The sequence below is a fragment of the Pseudomonas alkylphenolica genome (genome assembly GCF_004025535.1).
Lineage (GTDB): Bacteria > Pseudomonadota > Gammaproteobacteria > Pseudomonadales > Pseudomonadaceae > Aquipseudomonas > Aquipseudomonas alkylphenolica_A.
The window spans coordinates 1-20,608 of sequence record NZ_QJRG01000047.1 but is presented as its reverse complement, the minus strand read 5'-3'; the positions used below and the strand labels follow the sequence as shown (position 1 = coordinate 20,608).

The window sequence follows — 20,608 nt, the reverse complement described above, 5'->3', positions numbered from 1 at the left end:
GCAGGCCGGGCTTTTTGCCGTAAAAGGAGCCTCCCTTGCGTTCATTGTTCTGGCGCATCCTGGCCAGTTTCTGGCTAGCCATCGCCCTGGTTGCCGGCCTGTCGATTCTCCTCGGGCACATGCTCAACCAGGACGCGTGGATCCTCAGCCGCCATCCGGGCCTCAATACCCTGGCGCAGACCTGGACCGAGCGTTATGAACAGCAAGGACCGGAGGCCGCCCAGCACTTTCTGGAACACCGCAAACACCGTTACAACATCGATGTGCAGGTGCTTAACGACAGTGGCGAGGCGGTGGTCCCCGGGACCTTTCCGCGTCGTGCTGCAGCGTTCGAGGCGCGTCGCAACAACGACGACCGGCGCCTGCCCTGGCGCCGCCTGACCGAGGAGTACACCAGCGCGCAAAGCGGTGACACCTACCTGCTGATCTACCGCATCCCGCACCCGGAACTGGACGCCTGGCATCGCGACAGCCTGATGTGGCCCCTCAGTGCACTTGGCATCGCCCTGGTGGTATTGACCTTGTTCAGCCTGCTGGTAACGCTGTCCATCACCCGTCCACTGAGCCGGCTGCGCAGTGCAGTGCATGATCTGGGGCAGACGTCCTATCAGCAAAACAGCCTGGCGCGGCTGGCCAACCGGCGAGACGAATTCGGCGTACTGGCCAACGACTTCAACCGAATGGGCTCGCGCCTGCAAAGTCTGATCGGCAGCCAGCGCCAGCTGTTGCGCGATGTCTCCCATGAATTGCGCTCGCCCCTTGCCCGTTTGCGCATTGCCCTGGCGTTGGCCGAGCGCGCCGAGCCGGAACAACGCCAGGCCTTGTGGCCACGGCTGACACGTGAGTGTGATCGCCTGGAAGCGCTGATCAGTGAAATTCTGGTACTGGCCCGGGTTGATGCCGAACAGACCCGGGCCGAGCCGGTGGACGTGGATGCGATCCTGCAGGCCGTGCACAAGGACGCCCGGTTGAGTGCGCCGGAGCAACAGATCCAGCTTCATCAGGAAACCGGCCTGACCCTGCAAGGCTGGCCGACCCTGATTGAGCGTGCGCTGGATAACCTGCTGCGCAATGCCCTGCGCTTCAATCCCGCCGGGCAGCCGATCGAAATCACCGCCGTACGCGACAACGAGAAAATTACCTTGAGCGTACGCGACCACGGGCCGGGTGTCGCCGAAGAGCACCTGGCGCAACTGGGCGAGCCGTTCTTTCGCGCCCCGGGGCAAAGCGCTGCGGGCCATGGCCTGGGCCTGGCCATTGCGCGCAAGGCCGCAGAGCGCCATGGCGGCAGCCTGAGCCTGGGTAATCACCCGCAGGGAGGGTTTGTTGCCAGCCTGGAGCTACCGCTGGCCGCGCCCGGTAGCGCCTGAAGGAGGACTGCAATGGCTGAAACCTACACCTTACCTGTAGGAGCTGGCGAAGCCTGCGATGGGGCGCGTAGCGCCCCCGTATAACCCGGTTTACTGTCCCCAGGCGCTGACATAGTCAGCCGTGGCCAGTACCGGCGCCGTACGCGGCTCGTTCAGTGGAGTCCCCAGGTACAGGAAGGCAACGATCTCTTCGTTGTCAGCCAACCCCAGGCCTTTGGCCACATGCTTGCTGTACGACAGCTCACCGGTGCGCCAGACCGCCCCGATACCCTGCGCATAAGCTGCCAGCAGGATGCCGTGAGCAGCACAACCAGCTGCCAGGCGCTGCTCCGAGGCCGGCACTTTGAAATGATCTTGCAGACGCGCAATCACCACCACCAGCAACGGCGCACGCAACGGCATGGCGCGAGCCTTGTCGAGGGCTGCCGCCGAGGCGTCCCCTTCTATTTTCACCGCTTCGGCCAGCAGTGCGCCGAGCTTTTCGCGCCCCTCCCCTTCGACCGTCAGAAAGCGCCACGGCCGCAGTTGACCGTGGTCCGGCGCACGCAAGGCTGCCTGAAACAGGGCCTCGCGCTGCGCATCATTGGGCGCGGGCTCCACCAGGCGTGGTACGGAAACACGGTTGAGCAATGCGTCGAGAGCCTCCATCGGCTACCCCCTGAAAAGAAATGTGCGGCTATTCTAGCGTTTACTTAAAAAGGTCCATAGGTAGAATGGCGCCCTTCCGTTACGAGTCAGAGCAGATTACATGGCGTTGCCGACCTTAAGGATCATTGGTTTCATCATCGGCATCTTCCTGATCACCCTGGCGATCAGCATGGTCGTGCCCATGGCCACCCTGGTGATCTTTGATCGCACCAGCGATCTGCCCTCGTTTCTCTGGGCCAGCATGATCACCTTTGTCGGCGGGCTCGCCCTGGTCATTCCCGGTCGCCCCGAGCACGTACACCTGCGTCCACGCGACATGTACCTGCTGACGGTCAGCAGCTGGCTGGTGGTGTGCATCTTCGCCGCCCTGCCGTTTCTGCTGACCCAGCACATCAGCTACACCGATGCCTTCTTCGAGAGCATGTCGGGCATCACCGCTACCGGCGCCACCGTCCTCAGTGGCCTGGACACCATGTCACCCGGCATCCTGATGTGGCGCTCGCTGCTGCACTGGCTTGGCGGCATCGGTTTCATCGCCATGGCCGTTGCGATTCTGCCGCTGCTGCGCATTGGTGGCATGCGCCTGTTCCAGACCGAGTCGTCAGACCGCTCGGAGAAGGTCATGCCGCGCTCGCACATGGTCGCCAAATCGATCGTTGCGGTGTATGTCGGCATCACCGCCCTGGGCGGCCTGGCGTTCTGGCTGGCGGGGATGAACGTGTTCGATGCGATCAACCACGCCATGTCGGCGATCTCCACCGGTGGTTTTTCCACCTCCGACCAGTCGCTGGCCAAGTGGGAGCAACCGGCCGTGCACTGGGTGGCGGTGGTGGTGATGATTCTCGGCAGCTTGCCGTTTGCGCTGTACGTTTCCACCCTGCGCGGCAACCGCAAGGCACTGATCAAGGACCAGCAGGTCCAGGGGTTGCTGGCAATGCTGGTGGCCACCTGGCTGGTGCTGGGCACCTGGTACTGGGCAACCACCGACCTGCACTGGCTCGACGCATTGCGTCACGTGGCACTGAACGTCACCTCCGTCGTCACCACCACCGGTTTTGCCCTGGGCGACTACAGCCTGTGGGGCAACTTCTCGCTGATGCTGTTTTTCTACCTGGGCTTCGTCGGCGGCTGCTCGGGTTCTACGGCTGGCGGCATCAAGATTTTCCGTTTCCAGGTGGCCTACATCCTGCTCAAGGCCAACCTCAATCAACTGATCCACCCGCGGGCAGTGATCAAGCAGAAATACAATGGCCACCGCCTGGATGAAGAAATTGTCCGGTCGATCCTGACCTTCTCGTTCTTCTTTGCCATCACCATCTGCGTGATCGCGCTGCTGCTGTCGCTGCTCGGGGTCGACTGGATGACCGCGCTGACCGGCGCCGCCAGCACAGTCTCGGGGGTTGGCCCGGGCCTGGGTGAAACCATCGGCCCGGCCGGAAACTTCGCCACGCTGCCGGATGCGGCCAAATGGATCCTGGCCTTCGGCATGCTGCTTGGACGCCTGGAGATCATTACGGTGTTGGTGCTGTGTATGCCCGCGTTCTGGCGTCACTGACCGGCTCGTTGCTGGCTTCTTCTGGTTCTGTCACCACGACGCCGCTGCACATACGCGCCCGGTACTCACCGGGCGTGACCGAGAACCAGCGGCGAAATGCCCGAAAAAAGTTGCTCGGATCGGCAAAACCCAACAGATAGGCGGTCTCCAGCAGCGTCATGGTCGGCTGCGCCAGGTATTGCTCGGCGAGTTCGCGCCGGGTGTCGTCGAGCAAGGTCTGGAAGCTGGTGCCCTCCTCCTGCAAACGCCGCTGCAACGTGCGCTGGGACATATGCAGGGCCTGCGCCACCATTTCACGCTTGGGCTCCCCCTGCGGCAACACACGACAGAGCACCTGACGCGCCCGATGGGTCACCCGGCTCTCGGAAAAACGCGCCAGGTACTCACCAGCGAAGCGGTCATGCAGCGTCGCCATGGCCTCATTGGCCGTCGGTAGCGGCGCCTCCATGTCGGCGTGCTCAAATACCAGTGCATCATGGGCGGCGCCAAATATCAGCGGCGCATGAAACGCCACCTTGTACGGCGTCAGGTCAGCCGGTTGGGGCCCCTGTATCAGCACCCGCCGCGGCTGTATCAGCCGCCCGCTCAGCCAGCTGCACAACGACAGCGCGCAAGCCAGCGAGGCCTCGGCACTATGCCGGGTGGGAGGAAGATGGTCGCCATGCACGGTCAGGATCAACGCATAACCGTCAGGTTCCAGACGAAAGCTCAGGTCAGAGCTTTCGGCGATGATTCGCTGGTACCGTACCAGCCGCTCGAAACCTTCGGCCAGGGTCCGGCTCGACATCAAGGCGTAACCGACCACATGAAATGACGCAGGACGCACCACCCGCGCCATGTTCAGGCCAATGGCCTGGTTGCCGGACAGGTCCACGGCCAGTTGCCACAGACGGGTCATGGAGTCTTGGGTAAAACGTGCATCCGGATCGTCCAGCGCGGCGAAATCCAGGCCGAGCTGTTTGAACATTGCACGGCAATCCAGCCCTTCCAGCTCGAGTGCCTTGACGATCCCTGATGCCCAGCTTGCTGACGTGGTTCTTTCGCTCATGGCCGGCTTCTTTTTGTTCGAACTGACCGCTCCTGCGGCGAACTCAAAGGATACTCAAATGGCGCCCATTGTCACTGTCCGCGATTTTTACTCACTCTAGACTCAGATTTGGATCCACGCCGTGTATCTTCACTTGTATCGTTAGCTTTAAGGAGCTACATCGTGAACAACACTCAGCATTTTCGCAGTTTTGCCGAGTTTTACCCTTATTACCTGGAAGAACACAGCAACCCCACCTGTCGGCGCCTGCACTTTGTCGGCACCAGCCTGGTAATCGCCTTGCTGGCCTTCACCATCGGCAGCGGCAAATGGCTGTTGTTGCTGGCGATCCCCTTCGCTGGCTACGGGTTTGCCTGGATCGGCCATTTCTTTTTCGAGAAGAACCGCCCCGCCACCTTCAAACACCCGCTTTACAGCCTCATCGGTGATTTCGCCATGTACCGCGACATGCTGCGTGGCAAAGTATCGTTCTGAATTAGGCCCGCAAGGCCAGAAACGCGTCTTCACCGGCCACTGCCTCGATTGGCCGCCCGGGTAGAGTGAACTGAAAGTCCCTGCCTCTGGAATGCCGATGAATGAACTGGCCCGCTTCACGCACATGCAAGACGGCACCCAGCAGGACTGGGCGATCATCGCCAGTGATTTCAGGGCCTACGCCAGCCAGCTTGCGGAGCGGATCCTCGCGCATCTGCAACTGCTCGACGGTGACTTCGGCGGTTTCCCCATCGACCGGCTCAGCCACTCCCTGCAAACCGCCACTCGCGCCTGGCGCGATGGACGTGACGAGGAATACGTAGTCTGCGCCCTGCTCCACGACATTGGCGACACCCTCGGCAGCTTCAACCACCCTGACATCGCTGCCGCCATCCTCAAGCCGTTCGTCAGCCCGGAAAACCTGTGGATGGTGGAAAAACACGGGATCTTTCAGGGCTACTATTTCTTTCATCACCTGGGCATGGACCGGCACCTGCGCGAGCAGTTTCAATCCCATCCCCAATACCAGCAGACCATCGAATTCTGTGCCCTCTACGATGCCGCTGCCTTCGACCCGGCCTATGACAGCCTGCCCTTGAGTTTTTTCGAGCCCATGCTCAAGCGACTGTTCGCCCAGCCGCGCCAGTCGATCTATAAGGCAGCGTTGCAAGCAATGAGAGAGGAGGCCTGATTCAGCGACGTTCAGTGACGCCGAACATAACGAATCAACGTCGATCCGATGACATGCCAGGTGCTCCAGCAACCCTGTACACTGCCGCCACTGCTTGGAGGACACCGCAATGAGCAGCGGCTCGATACTTTCCCTGCGTCACTACCGCCACGACCTGATTGCCCATAGCCATGAACACCCACAACTGGTGTTCGGCCTGCGCGGGCAACTGGACTTCGAACTGGAAGGCCGTGGCGCCCGGGTTGAACGCCAAGGCCTGATGGTCGTACCGTCCGGCGCCCACCACACCTGCGGCAGTGCCTCGGGCAGCCACTGCCTGGTCCTTGATGTACCGGGCGACACCTGGCTCGACAGCAGCCTGGGGGAGCATGCCCAGGCCAGCCGACGGCTGCTCGAACATCACGGCCCGCTCAGCCTGGATGCCCGCCAGCAACAACTGGTCGACTGGCTGGCCACAAGCCCGGTAAACGACCCGCTGATTGCCCAGCAAGGCGCAGTCTTGCTGCTGGCCAGCCTCAACGCGGCCCCGGCGCCTGCTCCGCTGCCCAAGCGCCTGCCATTTGCGCGCTTCGATGCGCATATCGAACAAAACGCCGCCTACCCCTTGCAGGTGGCCGACCTCGCGCGCCTGGCCGGGTTGTCCGGCGCCCGCCTGCATGCACGGTTTATCGCCGAAGCGGCAATGACGCCCATGGACTACATCCGCCACCGCCGGCTGCTGCAAGCGCGCAAACTGCTGGTCGAAACCGACCTTGCAATCGGTGAAATCGCCAGCCGGGTCGGCTACAGCTCGCAAAGCGCTTTTTCCGCCGCCATGCTCAAGGCCTTTGGTTGTGCGCCCCGGACGCTACGCCAAGAGTCTGGCGACAACTGACGCAAGGACCGCGACAGACAGCCACCCGCACGGCTTCGTACACTGGCCGGGCTGTCTTGCCTACCACAAGGATCACCATGAACCACCGCACTGCCCTCGGCGCCCTGCATATCGGCGCGCTGTTCTTCGGCCTGACCGGCGTTTTCGGCAAACTGGCCCAGGCGGCGCCCTCCGTCATCGTCTTTGGCCGCGCGGCCTTTGCGGTGCTAGCGCTCGGCCTGTTTGCACGCCTGATGCAAAAAGGCTGGCAAGCGCTGCAAGGCCAGGACTGGCGTCGACTGCTGCTGGGGGGCGGGCTGCTGGCCGGGCACTGGGTGAGTTTTTTCATTGCGGTGAAAGTAGCCGGCGTTGCCATTGCAACCCTGGGTTTTGCCAGCTTTCCGGCATTCACCGTGATCCTTGAAGGGCTGCTGTTTCGCGAGCGGATCCGCAGCAACGAAATCATCCTGGTGCTGTTGGTCAGCATCGGCCTGGTGCTGGTCACCCCGGATTTCGACCTGGCCAGCCAGGCCACTGGCGGCCTGCTCTGGGCTTTGTTGTCAGGTTTGCTGTTCTCGTTGCTGTCGCTGACCAACCGCGCCTCCAGCGGCCGCATTCCGGCAGTTCAGGCGGCGCTGTGCCAGAACGCGGTGGTTGCCCTGTGCCTGCTGCCGGCGGCCGCCCCGGCGCTGGCCGATGTAGCGGCCATGGACTGGTTGTGGATTGGCCTGCTGGGGGTGTTCTGTACGGGCGTCGCCCATAGCCTGTTCGTTGCCAGCCTTGCCGTGATCAAGGCGCGTACTGCTGCAGTGGTGTTTGCCCTTGAGCCGGTCTACGGCATTGCCATGGCCTGGCTGATCTTTGCCGAGACTCCGACCCTGCGCATGCTTCTGGGCGGCGTACTGATCATTCTTGCCATCGTTGTTTCCAGCCGCATGGCGGCCGGCAATCAGGGAACCAAGACAGTGGCAGTCGAAAGCTGAAACTCAGGAACGGTCGTTGTGCCCCAGGTCGCGCTGAGGATCGATCTGGTCACGCACCCGCTGCTTGAGCACCTTGGCCTCGGGGAAACCGCCATCGGCCTTGCGCTCCCAGATCTGCACGCCGTCGCAGGTAATACGAAAAGCGCCACCAGTGGCAGGCTCCAGCGCCACCCGCGCCAGGTCGTCGCCGAACGTGCTGAGCAACTCCTGGGCCAGCCAGGCGGCACGCAGCAGCCACTGGCACTGGGTGCAATAGGTAATGACAATTTCAGCTTTGTGGACATGCATGGGGAACAGACTCCTGACGGACGGGCGCGCTTATACTAGCGGTCTTTTGCCTTAGCTCCGAGAGCCATGATGCGCCGCTTGCTGTTGAGTTTGTTATTGACCGTCATCGCCATGCCCTTGCTGGCTGCCGAGCCGCCACGCCCGAAAATCGGCCTGGTGTTGTCCGGCGGTGCGGCCCGGGGCCTTGCCCATATCGGCGTGCTCAAGGCCCTGGAAGAACAAGGTATCAAGATCGATGCGATTGCCGGCACCAGCATGGGCGCCGTGGTCGGTGGCCTGTATGCCTCCGGCTACAAGGTCGACGAACTCGAGCGCCTCGCCCTGGAAATCGACTGGCGTCAGGCGTTGTCGGATGCACCGCCGCGCAAGGATGTGCCGTTCCGGCGCAAACAGGACGACCGCGACTTCCTCGTGAAACAAAAACTCAGCTTCCGCGATGACGGTAGCCTTGGCCTGCCGTTGGGGGTGATCCAGGGACAGAACCTGGCGCTGCTGCTCGAAAGTTTGCTGGCGCATACCAGCGATACCCGCGACTTCGACAAGCTGGCAATCCCCTTCCGCGCCGTGGCCACCGACATCGCCAGCGGCGAAAAAGTCGTATTCAGTCGTGGGCACCTGCCTCAGGTGATTCGCGCCAGCATGTCGATTCCCGCGGTATTCGCTCCCGTCGAGCTCGACGGCCGACTGCTGGTCGATGGCGGCATGGTCGACAACATCCCGCTGGACGTCGCGCGCGAGATGGGCGTCGACGTCGCCATCGTGGTCGACATCGGTTCGCCGCTGCGCAACCGCAAGCAACTGGCAACCGTGGTCGATGTCCTCAATCAGTCGATCACCCTGATGACCCGGCGCAACTCCGAAGAGCAATTGGCACAATTGCATCGCGACGACATCCTGATCCAGCCGCCGCTGGCCAGCTTTGGCGTCACCGATTTCGGCCGCGCCGAGGAAATGATTGATGCAGGTTACCGTGCAGCCCAGGCCCTGAACCTGCGCCTGGCTGCTCTCAAACGCCCCGACAACACCGATGCCGAACTGGATGTTGCGCGCTCGCCAAGCCAGCGCACGCCGGTGATCAATGCGATCAGGATCGAGAACGACTCGAAAGTCAGCGACGACGTGATCCGCTACTACATTCGCCAGCCTATCGGCGAACCCCTGGAGCTGGGGCGCCTGCAAACCGACATGGGCACCCTTTACGGCCTCGACTACTTCGACCGGGTGCAATACCGGGTGGTGCACAAGGGCAAGGAAAACACCCTGGTCATCAACGCCCGTGGCCGCCGCGGCGGCACCGACTACTTGCGCCTCGGGCTGAACCTGTCGGATGACCTGCAAGGCGACAGCGCCTTCAACATTGGCGCCAGTTACCGCGTGAACGGCATCAACGAGCTGGGTGCCGAGTGGCTGACACGGGCACAGATTGGCGATCAACAGGAGCTGTACAGCGAGTTCTACCAACCCCTGGATGCCGGTTCGCGCTACTTTGTCGCCCCCTATGTGGACCTGGGCTCACAGAATGTCGAGGCCACGCTGGAAGACGATCCGGTCGCCGAGTACCGCCTTGAGCGTTACGGTTTCGGCCTGAACCTGGGTCGCCAGATCGGCACCAGCGGTGAGGTACGCTTCGGGGTGGGCCAGGCATGGGGCAAGGCAGACGTACGCATCGGCGACCAGGACCTGCCAAGCTTCAGCTTCAACGAAGGCTTCTATGAGCTCAAGTACTCCTTCGACACCCTGGATAACGTCTACTTCCCCCACAGCGGTGAAGACATCAACCTGATCATGCGCCAGTACGACGAAGGCCTGGGCTCCGACCAACGCTACCGGCAATGGGCGTTCAAGCTGGACAAGGCCTTGAGCAGCGGCCCGAATACCTGGGTGCTGGGCGGGCAATACGGTCGCACCCTGGACGACGCCGAGGTGGTCACCTCAAGCTTCGTGCTAGGGGGCGCCAGGCAACTGTCCGGTTTCCGCCAGGACTCGGTGTCCGGGCAGAACGTCAGCCTGATGCGCATGGTCTACTACCGTCGACTGACCCCGCGCGCCTACCTGCCCCTGGACTTCCCGTTGTACCTGGGCGGATCACTGGAGCGCGGGCGCGCCTGGAACAACGACAACGAGTTCGACAGTGGCTACATCAATGCAGCCAGCGTCTTCATCGGTTTCGAGACGCCGCTGGGGCCGCTGAACTTCAGTTACGGGACCAACAGCGAGCATCAGCAGGCACTGTACCTGAACCTCGGAAACACATTCTGAGGTCGCTCAGGACTTTTCAAGATTGGCCAGGATGCGTGCATGGACCTTCATGCACACGCGCAGTTCTTCTTCGTCGACGCCTTCGAAGAGCTCGATGCGCAAGGCATTGGCAATGGTTTCGATCTGCTCGATCAATGGCTTGGCCGGGGGGCACAGGAGGATTTTCTTCGCCCTGCGGTCTTCCAGCACTGCCTGACGACGTACCAGCCCCTGAGACTCAAGGCTGTCGAGCAAACGCGCCAGGGTCGGACCCTCGACGCCCACACTCTGGGCCAGCTCACGCTGGGTGGGTGCCTCCTCGAAACGTGCCAGGTGCAGCAGCACCAGCCAGCGAGCCTGGGAAAGGTTGAGCCCGGCCAGGCGGCGGTCCAGTTCGGCGCGCCAGCCTCGTGACATATGGGCCAGCTGCATTCCGAAGCGGTGTTGATCGGTCAACGGCATAGAAAACTCATCATCAGAACTAATTATTAGTCAGCTAACCATGCTCCTGCGCATCAGGCAAGACTCATCCGGACCAGATCCGGCTGACAATCGTTATAAATGATGACAGATGGCCGCTTACATCCCGAATTCAGCGGCCAGCGCAGCCCGCACGCAGTACAGCACCCCTTCGAGCACACGGCTGCCGAACTGCTCGGCAATCGCCGACACCGGCGGTAGCTCGCCCTCACCATCGAGGAAGGCATCCTGAACCTCGCCGAGCAGGTCTTCCGGCAAGTCCAGCGCCTGTTCCAGGGACAGTTGCTGACGGCCGATGGCTTCGGCAAGCATGCTGTAGACGTTCTTCTCGCTGCAGTTCAACTGCCCGGCGATTTGCGCCGGGGTCATGCCGGCGCGGGCCAGGCTGGTCAGCTCGTGACGCAGGTCGGCGACCTGTGGCGGCGCCTCGGCCGCACCGCCCAGCACGTCGAGGAACGCTTCGCCGTAGCGTTCAAGCTTGCGCGCACCAACGCCACTGACCTGGGCCATTTCGCTGAGGCTGGTCGGCTGACTGCGCAGCATCTCCAGCAACGTCGAATCAGGGAAGATGACGTAGGGTGGTACGCCGTGTTCCTCAGCCAGTTTGCGCCGCAACGCACGCAGCGCTTCCCATTGTTCGCGCTCGTCGCCACGCACCAGCTGGCTGGCCGGGCTGCCACCGCTGCCACTGCTTTTGCTGCTGATCTGCGGCTTGAGGTCACGACGCAACTCCAGGCTCACCTCGCCGCGCAACAACGGCCGACAGGTGTCGGACAGGCGCAGGCCGCCATAGCCTTCCAGGTCGATATCGGCGAGGCCACGCGCCACCAGCTGACGGAACAACGAACGCCAGTCGCCTTCGGAACGGGCTTTGCCGACACCGTACACGGCGAGTTTTTCGTGGCCGAAATTACGAATTTTCTCGTTGTCGCGCCCGAGCAACACATCCACCAGGTGGCCGACGCCATAGCGCTGACCGGTGCGGTACACCGCCGACAGCGCCTGACGGGCAGGCTCGGTGGCATCCCAGGTCTGTACGCCATCGATACAGTTGTCACAGTGCCCGCAGGGTTGCGGCAATTCTTCATCGAAGTAATTGAGCAATGTCTGCCGACGGCAGCGGGTTTCTTCACACAGCGCGAGCATGGCATCGAGCTTGTGCTGCTCGACGCGCTTGTGCCGCTCATCGCCTTCGGAGTTTTGCAGCATCTGCTTGAGCATCACCATGTCCTGCAGGCCGTACGCCATCCAGGCGTCGGCCGGCAGGCCATCGCGGCCCGCCCGACCGGTTTCCTGATAATAGGCTTCCAGCGACTTGGGCAGGTCAAGGTGAGCGACGAAGCGCACGTTGGGCTTGTCGATACCCATGCCGAAGGCAATCGTGGCCACCATGATCAGGCCTTCCTCGTTGAGGAAGCGGCGCTGGTTGGCGGCGCGGGTCTCTGCGGGCAGGCCGGCGTGATAAGGCAGCGCCGGGTACCCCTGTTCACACAGGTAGGCCGCAACATCGTCGACTTTCTTGCGCGACAGGCAGTAGACGATGCCGGCGTTGCCGCGACGCTCACTGAGGAACGCCAGCAACTGTTTGCGTGGCTGTTCCTTGGGCACGATGCGGTAGAAGATGTTCGGCCGGTCGAAACTGGACAAAAAACGCTCGGCGTTCTGCAAATGCAGACGAGTGACGATCTCTTCGCGGGTACGCATGTCCGCGGTAGCGGTCAGGGCGATGCGCGGGACCTGGGGGAACAGCTCGGCCAGTTGCCCCAGTTGCAGGTACTCGGGCCTGAAGTCATGGCCCCATTGCGATACGCAGTGGGCTTCGTCGATGGCGAACAGGGCGATATCCAGCGTGCGCAGGAAGTCCAGCATGCGCGGCTGCACCAGGCGTTCCGGTGCCAGGTAGAGCATCTTGACCTCGCCACGACGGATGCGCCCGGCCAGGTCACGTTGCTGCTCGGCGCTCAAGGTGGAGTTCAACGACGCCGCAGCCACCCCCAGCTCATCGAGTGTCGCCACCTGGTCTTCCATCAGCGCGATCAGCGGTGACACCACCACCGCCAGGCCCGGGCGCAGCAGCGCCGGTACCTGGAAACACAGGGACTTGCCGCCCCCGGTGGGCATCAACACCAGCGCATCGCCACCTTTGGCTACGCATTCGATAATCGCCCCCTGGCGACCCCGAAAGCTGTCGTAGCCGAAGATGTCCTTGAGGACGCGCTGAGCCTGTTCGAGCATAAAAACTCCATAAATCGCAGAACCATCCTGGCCACAGGCTGGATGAAAACCTTCCCCGCTACACCCCAAAATGCGTAAGCGGCTTTTACCAGGCCGGGCGTTTGCCCATGGCCAGGTACAAAAGCCGGGCAGTATACCCGAGCACCGCCTCGTACAGGGCGCTCTGCGATAGGCGTCATCCTTTGCCTCGCCAGGGCTGCAAGATGCTAGAATTCGCTCATCGTTTATTCCCAAGGTAGCCCTGTAATGTCCTTCGCCGAGCAATTGAACCGCCTGCAAGCCTTCCTCGACGCCGACGAGCTGCACGAAGAAGCGCTGGACTACGTTGCCGCCCACGGCTACCTGACCGCTTTGTCGATTGGTACCGAGGCGGTTCCCGAGCGCGAATGGATCGAAGCCCTGTTCGCCGAAGAGCCTCATTACAAGGACGACGCCCAGCGTCAGGAGATCGAAGCCACACTGATCCAGCTCAAGGCGCACATCGCCCGCCAGCTGGCCAGCGACGAGGAATTCGAACTGCCTTGCGACCTGGACCTGGGCGACGAGCCGGACGACTCCGACCTGCGCGGCTGGTGCATCGGCTTCATGGAAGGCGTGTTCATGCGCGAAGAGGCCTGGTTCGAAACGGCCGAGGAAGAAGTCAGCGAGATGCTGCTGCCGATCATGGTCGGTTCCGGCCTGTTCGACGAACAGCCTGAATTCGCCGACATCGCCAGCGATGCCAACCTGATGGACGACATGATCGTGCAGATTCCAGAGGCCCTGACCGCGCTGTACCTGTTGCAGCACGCGCCAGACGAAAAGCCTGCACCTGCACTGCTCAAACCGCGCCACCACTGAGTTTGCTGCGGTGCGCTACCTGCTGCTGGCCATCGGCTGGCTCAGCGTCGCGCTCGGGGTGATCGGCATCTTTCTACCGGTGCTGCCGACCACCCCGTTCCTGTTGCTGGCAGCGGCCTGCTTTGCCCGTAGCTCCCCACGCTTTCACGACTGGCTGGTCTACCATCCCAGGCTGGGGCCGTGGATTCGCGACTACCTGAGTGGCGAAGGCATTCCGCTCAAAGGCAAGGTGTATGCGATCGGGCTGATGTGGTTGAGCATCGGTTTTTCCTGCTACCTGGTGCCCCTGCCCTGGGCGCGCGGCTTCATGCTGACCAGCGCGGTGCTGGTGACGATCTACATCCTGCGCCAGAAAACCTTGCGCCGGCCGTCCTGACGCGGTCAGTAGGAGCGGCCCTGAGAGTCCGCTCCTACCCATGCCGAGACTTACACCGTATCTACCTTCAATGAATGATCATTGAGCATGCCATTGATGATCGTCGCCGTGTCCTGCCCCGCCGCAATCACCCCGCCCGCCCCCGCCGTCACACCGTAATGCTGAGCCAGATCGACACCGGCAAGGTCGATGGTCTGGGTCGGCGCCGCGCCGGCCACTGCACTCACCTCAATGGTCGAGACCACGCCGGGGCCACTGCCAGTCACTTTGAAGTGCAGGTAATCATCCAGTGACGCCGTTGTCGCGTTCTCACCTTGCAGCAACTGCGACAGATCCAGTCGATCAGTGCCCGGGGTGAAGTCAGTCACCCGGTCATGCCCGGCATTGCCCTGTTGCCAGAGGAATGTATCAGCGCCCGCCCCACCCGTCAGGGTGTTGTTGCCCGGCCCGCCGATCAGCACGTCATCGCCGCCACCGCCATTCAAGGTGTCATTGCCCTTGCCGCCGATCAACAGGTTGGCGTTGCTGTCGCCCGTCAACGTGTCGTTGTAGTCCGAGCCGATCAGGTTTTCGATCGAGCTCAGCGTATCGGTTCCGGCACCGCCGGTGTTCTGAGGCCCGGCCAGGTTCAGGTTGACCGTTACCGCGCCTGGCGCACTGGCAAAGCTGGCGGTATCGATCCCTGCCCCGCCGTCGAGCAGGTCATTACCCAGGCCACCGATCAGCAGGTCGTTGCCGTTACCACCGTGCAGAACATCATCGGCATTGCCGCCCACCAACACATCATTGCCCTCGCCACCATTAAGCGTTGTCGCCGTATTGGCGGCCACCAGAACATCATCGTGATTGGTTCCGGTCAGTGTATCGCCCGCCTGGTAGCTGATATCCACAGCACCGGTGCCGCTGCCGCCATGGCCATCGTTCACACCGTAGCTGCCGTTGTACTGCGGTGTGCTGTCCTGCGCACCGGCGTAGTCGATGCTCATGTTCAACTGGTAGTACTCGGCAGAAGTACCGCCATTGACGTTGGCCTGGTTCTGCAGATGGATGGTGTAGACCCCGTCATGGCTGGCGGTGAAGCTGCCACCATCAGCAATGCCCTGATAGTTGCCGCTGGCGTCTTTCCACTCCATCAACAGATTGTCAGAGGCCAAACGGTTGTGATCGAGCGTCAGCTTTTCGCCTTGCTTGAGGGTGACCGTAATCACGTCCTCGTCATTGACGTTGTTTTTACTCACAGCCCCCAGGTAACCGCTGACAATCAACGCCGCCGTCATTGACGCCGAAGTGACCGTGAACGAACTACGCGAAAGGTTCAGCAACTGGTTGGACGCATTGTTGGCGTTGGTACCCGAGAAGGTCACGGTCGGCGTCGAACTGCCCACCGTGAAATCGGCCCCACGGGCGGCCCAGCCGGTATTGAAGGTGATCGGCGAAGCGTTCAGCGGATCATTGTTGGCATCACTGTCGTTGGCCAGCAACGCTTCGGCCGGCACGGTGATTTTGCTCGACAGCAGGTTGGTGATGACATGGTCGGCACCGGCCAGCGGGTCGGTGTTGGCGTAGACGTTCACCACCAGTGTCGCACTTGCGGTGTCGCCGTCGTTGTCACTGACCACAAAGCCGATCTGCTCGACCTTGCTGCTAGCGGTGTCCTTGGGCGGTGTGTAGGTGAACTCGCCGCTGTCCATGTCGACCACGATACTGCCACCGAGCGCCGTCTTCACGGTGATGCTGTTGGTGACTGTATCGAAGGTGCCACGGTCCGCAGCGCCACTGGTGGCATAGGAGCCGGCACCGGATTTGCCCAACGGATCGAAGGTGTAGGTAGTGCCGTCGATCACCAGCGACTTGATGAAGCCGCCATCGGCACCAAACTCGCCGCCACTCATCAGACTGCCGGTGACTGGCGCGCCTTGCACGGTGCCGGTCAGCACCGAATTGAGCTGGTTGAGGTCAGTAACAATGTTGGCGTTGGTGTTGGTATGGGTGCTGCCGTCATACGCCAGCGGGTTCAGGTTCTCGGCGTTGACACCTGTGCCCAGGCCGATTGCATACGACTTGATGCCGTTGGCATCGAGGAATGCCTTCCACGCGGTTTCATCGGTTGCATCAATCCCTTGAGCGGTGGTCGATGGCTCGCCGTCCGAGAAGAAGTAGCCGACATTCTGCGCTCCGGTCAGCTTGCCGCTGGTATTGAACGCCGATTGCGCGCCCGACACGGCGGCATCGTAGTTGGTACCGCCACCCGCGCTGAGGCCGGCAACGATGTTCTTGGCATCGGCTACCGACACCCAACTGGTTCCCTTCACCGAGGAGTCGGAGCTGAAGGTGACGATCTGTACTTTGACATCGCCCATGTCGTCATACTTGTCGAGCAACGCACTGATCGCTTGCTTGGCGAGCTGCAAACGGGTCAACCCGGTGACACCGGACGAGTCGTTCATGCTGCCGGATACATCAATGGTCAGCAGCAGATTCGAGTCGACCTGGCCTGGTGTGACCGACCGTTCAGCACCTACCGCCGACGGAACGTCGTCGATGATGTTCACATCGATAGTGGCTGTTTTGGTACTGCCATCGACATCGGTTGCCGTGACAGTGATCGGCTCGTTGAGGCTGTTGGTACTGTTGCCCGCCGGATGGGTTTCATTGTCCTTCAGCGTGTAGGTGTAGCTGACCACACCGGTGCTGGGGTTGTAGCCGGTGATGGTCAGCGAGTTGCCCATTGGCGTCACACCCGTTTGCGGGATACCGTTGGCCACCCCGTTACTGACCAGAGTGATGCTGCCGACCGTCAGGGTCTGCAGGCCATCAGGCGCCGTCACGGTAAAGCTGCCCGACCGGGTCAGTGCCGAGTCATCCGGGCTGCTGCCGTCACTGAGGTTCTTCTCGTAGACGGTCAGCTCACCACCCTTGATATCGAGCCCCTCAATGGTCACGGGGCTGTCCTGGTTACTGACATTAAGCGTCAGGGTCGCCTTGCTGATATCACCGTCGGCGTCCTTGAGGGTGTAGGTGAAGGTTTCGACGCCGTTGCCGCCACCGTGGAGGTTGATGAAGTCCGGGTCGCTGGTGTTCAGCGTGTAGGTGTAGGTGCCGTCGGCAGCCAGTACCAAGGTGCCGTAGGTACCGGTGAAGGTGCCGGCTGTGATAGGGCCAGTCGCGATGCGGTCGGCGCCCTGGATGTCGTTGGTCAGTACGCTGCCGGTCAGCACCAGGTGCGCTTCGGTCGCGGTAATGGGGTTGATGTCGTTAACCGCCGTCGGCACGTCATCGACAATGTTGATGTCCGCCGACGCCGTGGCCGTGCTGCCGTCCTTGTCGACGGCTACCACTTCAAGGCTTTCCACCAAGGTGTTGGTGCCATTGGCGTTCGGGTGGGTTTCGTTGTTCAGCAAGGTGTAGCTGGCCGTGACCACACCGGTGACCGGGTCGAAACTGTGGATGGTCAGCAGGTTGCCAAACGGCGTCGTCCAGGGGGTCGAGAAGTCGCTGACCACACCGTTGCTGACGATGCTCATGCCGCCGATGGTCAACGACTGCAGGCCATCGGGCGCCACCACGGTAAAGGTCCCACCCGAAGTTAGCGCCCCCTCATTCGGGCTGCTGCCATCGCTGAGGTTTTTCTCGTAGAACGTCAGTTCGCCGCCGCAAATATCCAGACCCTTGATCACCACAGGGTCGTTGATATTGGTGACGTTGAATTTCAGGGTGGCGGTGCTGGTGTCACCGTCGGCATCGTTGAGGGTGTAGGTGAACACCTCGACGCCGTTGCCGCCACCGTGCAGGTTGATGAAGTCCGGGTCGCTGGTGTTCAGTGTGTAGGTGTAGGTGCCGTCGGCAGCCAGTACCAGCGTGCCGTAGGTGCCGGTGAAGGTGCCCGCAGTGATCGGGCCGCTCGCGATGCGGTCGGCACCTTGTACATCGTTAGTCAACACATTGCCGGTCAGCACCAGGTGCGCTTCGGTGGCGGTAATGGGGTTGATGTCGTTCACCGCTGTCGGCACATCATCGACGATGTTGATGTCCGCCGATGCCGTGGCCGTGCTGCCGTCCTTGTCGATGGCTACCACTTCAAGGCTTTCCACCAAGGTGTTGGTGCCGTTGGCGTTCGGGTGGGTTTCGTTGTTCAGCAAGGTGTAGCTGGCCGTGACCACACCGGTGACCGGGTCAAAACTGTGAATGGTCAGCAAATTGCCAAACGGTGTCGTCCAGGGGGTCGAGAAGTCGCTGACCACACCGTTGCTGACGATGCTCATGCCGCCGATGGTCAACGACTGCAGGCCATCGGGCGCCACCACGGTAAAGGTCCCACCCGAGGTTAGCGCCCCCTCATTCGGGCTGCTGCCATCGCTGAGGTTTTTCTCGTAGAACGTCAGTTCGCCGCCGCAAATATCCAGACCCTTGATCACCACAGGGTCGTTGATATTGGTGACGTTGAATTTCAGGGTGGCGGTGCTGGTGTCACCGTCGGCATCGTTGAGGGTGTAGGTGAAGACCTCGACGCCGTTGCCGCCACCGTGCAGGTTGATGAAGTCCGGGTCGCTGGTGTTCAGTGTGTAGGTGTAGGTGCCGTCGGCAGCCAGTACCAGCGTGCCGTAGGTGCCGGTGAACGTACCGGCGGTGATCGGGCCGCTCGGGATACGGTCGGCGCCCTGGATGTCGTTGGTCAGTACGTTGCCGGTCAGCACCAGGTGCGCTTCGGTGGCGGTAATGGGGTTGATGTCGTTCACCGCTGTCGGCACATCATCGACGATGTTGATGTCCGCCGATGCCGTGGCCGTGCTGCCATCCTTGTCGACGGCTACCACTTCAAGGCTTTCCACCAAGGTGTTGGTGCCATTGGCGTTCGGGTGAGTTTCGTTGTTCAGCAAGGTGTAGCTGGCCGTGACCACGCCGGTGACCGGGTCAAAACTGTGAATGGTCAGCAAATTGCCAAACGGTGTCGTCCAGGGGGTCGAGAAGTCGCTGACCACACCGTTGCTGACGATGGTCATGCCACCGATGGTCAACGATTGCAGGCCATCGGGTGCCACCACGGTGAAGGTCCCGCCCGAGGTTAGCGCCCCCTCGTTCGGGCTGCTGCCATCGCTGAGGTTTTTCTCGTAGAACGTCAGCTCACCGCCGCAAATGTCCAGACCCTTGATCAGCACTGGGTCGTTGATATTGGTGACGTTGAACTTCAGCGTGGCGGTGCTGGTGTCGCCATCGGCATCGTTGAGGGTGTAGGTGAACACCTCGACGCCGTTGCCACCGCCGTGCAGGTTGATGAAGTCCGGGTCGCTGGTGTTCAGCGTGTAGGTGTAGGTGCCGTCGGCGGCGAGCACCAGGGTGCCGTAGGTACCAGTGAACGTGCCCGCAGTGATCGGGCCGCTGGCGATACGGTCGGCGCCCTGGATGTCGTTGGTCAGTACGTTGCCGGTCAGCACCAGGTGCGCTTCGGTCGCGGTAATGGGGTTGATGTCATTAACCGCAGTCGGCACATCGTCAACGATGTTGACGTCCAGAGAGGCTGAGGCCGTACTGCCATCGGTGTCCACCGCAACGACTTCAAGGCTTTCAACCAGGGTGTTGGCGCCGTTGGCGTTCGGGTGAGTTTCGGTATGCACCAGGGTGTAACTGCCAGTCACCACGCCGGTGATCGGGTCGTAACTGTGAATGGTCAGGGTATTGCCCATCGGTGTCGTTGCGGTGAGCGGGAAGCCACTCGCGACCCCGTTGCTGACAATACTCAGGCCGCCAATGGTCAATGACTGCAGGCCATCCGGCGCTACCACAGTGAATGTGCCGCCCGAGGTCAATGCCCCGTCGTTGGGGCTGCTGCCGTCGCTGAGGTTCTTCTCGTAGAACGTCAACTCACCACCACAAAGGTCCAGTCCCTTGATCACCACAGGGTCGTTGATATTGGTGACATTGAATTTCAAGGTGGCGGTACTGGTATCGCCATCGGCATCGTTGAGGGTGTAGGTGAAGACCTCTATGCCGTTGCCGCCACCGTGCAGATTGATGAAGTCCGGATCACTGGTGTTCAGTGTGTAGGTGTAGGTGCCATCGGCGGCCAATACCAGGGTGCCGTAGGTACCGGTGAAGGTGCCCGCGGTGATGGGCCCCGTGGTAATGCGGTCGGCGCCTTGGACATCGTTGGTCAGTACGTTGCCGGTCAGGGTCAGCTGCGCTTCCGTGGCGGTGACCGGGTTGGTGTCGTTAACGGCAGTCGGCAGGTCGTCGACGATGCTCACGTCAATGCTGCCACTGGCCGTGCTGCCGTCGGTGTCGGTCGCCACCACGGCGAACTGCTCACCCAGGCTGTTGGCGCCTGCGCCGCTGGCGTGCGCCTCGTTATCCACCAGCGTGTAGGTGTAACTCACCACGCCGGTGCTGGCGTTGTAGCCAGTGATAGTCAGGGTGTTGCCTTCCGGGGTGACGGCCGATTGCGGGAAGCCGACCGCGCTGCCGCCACTGACCACGGTGATGCCGCCGACGGTCAGGGTCTGCAGGCCATCCGGGGCCGTAACGGTGAAACTGC

15 protein-coding genes are annotated in these 20,608 nt (G+C 61.8%); 9 read left to right on the top strand and 6 right to left on the bottom strand.

Annotated elements, in window-relative coordinates; genetic code table 11:
• Positions 1-35 precede the first annotated feature (35 nt).
• Entirely contained in the window at positions 36-1,370 is a 1,335-nt protein-coding gene (locus tag DM813_RS15420) for a sensor histidine kinase (RefSeq protein ID WP_128324263.1), read from the top strand.
• 90 nt (positions 1,371-1,460) lie between these two features.
• Here DM813_RS15420 and DM813_RS15415 read toward each other — a convergent pair whose 3' ends face one another.
• Positions 1,461-2,018: an NAD(P)H nitroreductase gene (locus tag DM813_RS15415; RefSeq protein ID WP_128324262.1), complete on the bottom strand. Its 558-nt coding sequence runs from the start codon at positions 2,016-2,018 to the stop codon at positions 1,461-1,463.
• Between the two features lie 100 nt (positions 2,019-2,118).
• On the opposite strand from DM813_RS15415, the gene DM813_RS15410 reads away from it, so the two are divergent.
• Positions 2,119-3,573, top strand: a complete 1,455-nt coding sequence (locus tag DM813_RS15410) for a TrkH family potassium uptake protein (protein WP_128324261.1) — start codon at positions 2,119-2,121, stop codon at positions 3,571-3,573.
• On the opposite strand, the gene DM813_RS15405 is transcribed toward DM813_RS15410, so the two are convergent.
• A complete protein-coding gene (locus DM813_RS15405) occupies positions 3,530-4,621 on the bottom strand; it encodes an AraC family transcriptional regulator (RefSeq protein ID WP_128324260.1) in 1,092 nt (363 codons plus the stop codon). The genes DM813_RS15410 and DM813_RS15405 overlap by 44 nt on opposite strands.
• A gap of 162 nt (positions 4,622-4,783) precedes the next feature.
• Here DM813_RS15405 and DM813_RS15400 point away from each other — a divergent pair, with 162 nt between their 5' ends.
• From DM813_RS15400 to DM813_RS15385, 4 genes are all read left to right on the top strand, one after another.
• Positions 4,784-5,095: a DUF962 domain-containing protein gene (locus DM813_RS15400; RefSeq protein WP_128324259.1), complete on the top strand. Its 312-nt coding sequence runs from the start codon at positions 4,784-4,786 to the stop codon at positions 5,093-5,095.
• Positions 5,096-5,192: 97 nt separating this feature from the next.
• Positions 5,193-5,786, top strand: a complete 594-nt coding sequence (locus DM813_RS15395; protein ID WP_128324258.1) for an HD domain-containing protein — start codon at positions 5,193-5,195, stop codon at positions 5,784-5,786.
• Positions 5,787-5,895: 109 nt separating this feature from the next.
• A complete protein-coding gene (locus DM813_RS15390) occupies positions 5,896-6,660 on the top strand; it encodes a helix-turn-helix transcriptional regulator (protein WP_128324257.1) in 765 nt (254 codons plus the stop codon).
• A 77-nt stretch (positions 6,661-6,737) separates the two neighbouring features.
• Positions 6,738-7,622, top strand: a complete 885-nt coding sequence (locus DM813_RS15385) for a DMT family transporter (RefSeq protein WP_128324256.1) — start codon at positions 6,738-6,740, stop codon at positions 7,620-7,622.
• A 3-nt stretch (positions 7,623-7,625) separates the two neighbouring features.
• Here the strand turns inward: DM813_RS15385 and DM813_RS15380 are convergent, their stop codons facing one another.
• A complete protein-coding gene (locus DM813_RS15380; RefSeq protein WP_128324255.1) occupies positions 7,626-7,910 on the bottom strand; it encodes a SelT/SelW/SelH family protein in 285 nt (94 codons plus the stop codon).
• A gap of 69 nt (positions 7,911-7,979) precedes the next feature.
• On the opposite strand from DM813_RS15380, the gene DM813_RS15375 reads away from it, so the two are divergent.
• Entirely contained in the window at positions 7,980-10,169 is a 2,190-nt protein-coding gene (locus tag DM813_RS15375; protein WP_128324254.1) for a patatin-like phospholipase family protein, read from the top strand.
• 6 nt (positions 10,170-10,175) lie between these two features.
• Here DM813_RS15375 and DM813_RS15370 read toward each other — a convergent pair whose 3' ends face one another.
• Positions 10,176-10,610: a MarR family transcriptional regulator gene (locus tag DM813_RS15370; RefSeq protein WP_128324253.1), complete on the bottom strand. Its 435-nt coding sequence runs from the start codon at positions 10,608-10,610 to the stop codon at positions 10,176-10,178.
• Between the two features lie 117 nt (positions 10,611-10,727).
• Positions 10,728-12,863, bottom strand: a complete 2,136-nt coding sequence (gene recQ, locus DM813_RS15365; RefSeq protein WP_128324252.1) for a DNA helicase RecQ — start codon at positions 12,861-12,863, stop codon at positions 10,728-10,730.
• Between the two features lie 246 nt (positions 12,864-13,109).
• On the opposite strand from recQ, the gene DM813_RS15360 reads away from it, so the two are divergent.
• Together DM813_RS15360 and DM813_RS15355 are read left to right on the top strand one after the other, a co-directional pair.
• Complete coding sequence (locus DM813_RS15360; protein WP_128324251.1) at positions 13,110-13,703, top strand: YecA family protein; 594 nt, start codon at positions 13,110-13,112, stop codon at positions 13,701-13,703.
• A complete protein-coding gene (locus DM813_RS15355) occupies positions 13,675-14,079 on the top strand; it encodes a YbaN family protein (RefSeq protein WP_164897272.1) in 405 nt (134 codons plus the stop codon). The genes DM813_RS15360 and DM813_RS15355 overlap by 29 nt, the downstream gene beginning before the upstream one ends.
• A gap of 50 nt (positions 14,080-14,129) precedes the next feature.
• Here DM813_RS15355 and DM813_RS15350 read toward each other — a convergent pair.
• A partial coding sequence (locus DM813_RS15350) for an Ig-like domain-containing protein (protein WP_206617395.1) occupies positions 14,130-20,608 on the bottom strand: 6,479 nt, incomplete at its 5' end.